Source organism: Rhizobium sp. CBN3 (genome assembly GCF_030518245.1).
Taxonomy (GTDB): domain Bacteria; phylum Pseudomonadota; class Alphaproteobacteria; order Rhizobiales; family Rhizobiaceae; genus Rhizobium; species Rhizobium aethiopicum_A.
Genome location: NZ_JAULSE010000080.1, coordinates 1 through 1,105, shown reverse-complemented (window position 1 = coordinate 1,105; position 1,105 = coordinate 1). Strand labels below are relative to the sequence as shown.

The following is a 1,105-nucleotide window of genomic DNA, read 5'->3' as shown; positions in this document are numbered from 1 at the left end:
CAAGGTGGTGGCGCCCGATCTCTATATCGCCTGCGGCATCTCCGGCGCCATCCAGCATCTGGCCGGCATGAAGGATAGTAAGGTGATCGTCGCCATCAACAAGGACGAGGAGGCGCCGATCTTCCAGGTCGCCGACTATGGCCTCGTCGCCGATCTCTTCGACGCCCTGCCGGAATTGCAAAAGGCGCTCTGAGCGAGGAGACCGAACGTGGCGCGTGTGGTGAGACGTCCAATCAGACCTGGTGCCGACCTTCTCCTGAACGATGAGGAAAAGCCGGCTTATATCAGGCTGCACGACCTCGGAAGGGAACGGCGTCCTCGGCTGCTGCAGGAATTTCTCAACGATATCGGCGGGCTGATGCTGTCGGCCGACGCCCCTGCCGTTGCCAGTTTCGTTGCCGGCAAGGTGCTGCAGAGGCTGCTCAAGACAGGCAAGGTGCGGCCGGAGGGCGACCCTCTTCCAGGTGTGCCCGGAGGGCTGGATGACGCCATCGGCCAGCTGGCAAAATCCGGCCGAAAATATGAGGCGATCGCGGGCCAGTTCAAAAGTCTCGCCGACAAGCTGCTGTGGAGGCGTGGCCGGACCGGCCCCTTTGCAAGCCTGAACTTCGGCAACACCCACTCCCACGCCGTCCTGGTCGGTCCGGGCGGCCTGGAGGAGCGGGCGGATCTAAGAGTGGGCGTGATCTATATGGATCGCTACACCCGCTTTCCCGATCATGTTCAGACGCAGCCACGTGCCTTCATTCTGCTGTCGCCGGGGGAAATCTGCCTTGGCGATTCCCAATGGTTTTCCGCCGCGACCGGAACCGTCTTCGCGAACGATGCGGGGCAATCCTTCGCGATAAGATGTACCGCCCAGCCGCTCCTCGCGGTCTGGTGTCAAGTCGAGCCGGGATGACGGAGGTGAGACCGAAGAAAGTCGTTCCGATCTTTCTGCCGTATCTCAGCATATCTAACACCGAAATTTAATTTAATAGGGAAGGATTATCAAATGGACGTTCGCGCCGCCGTAGCCGTTCAGGCCGGAAAGCCGCTTGAAGTGATGACCGTGCAGCTCGACGGGCCGAAGGCCGGCGAAGTACTGGTGGAAGTCAAGGCGACC

2 protein-coding genes and 1 pseudogene are annotated in these 1,105 nt (G+C 60.8%); all 3 read left to right on the top strand.

From position 1 onward, the window contains the following. On the top strand, positions 1–193 hold a 193-nt coding region (locus tag QWJ46_RS31020; protein WP_302756361.1), incomplete at its 5' end, for an electron transfer flavoprotein subunit alpha/FixB family protein. Positions 194–208: 15 nt separating this feature from the next. Next, entirely contained in the window at positions 209–901 is a 693-nt protein-coding gene (locus tag QWJ46_RS31015) for a dimethylsulfonioproprionate lyase family protein (RefSeq protein ID WP_302756359.1), read from the top strand. A 93-nt stretch (positions 902–994) separates the two neighbouring features. Continuing rightward, positions 995–1,105: pseudogene (locus QWJ46_RS31010) on the top strand (S-(hydroxymethyl)glutathione dehydrogenase); the annotation flags it as partial.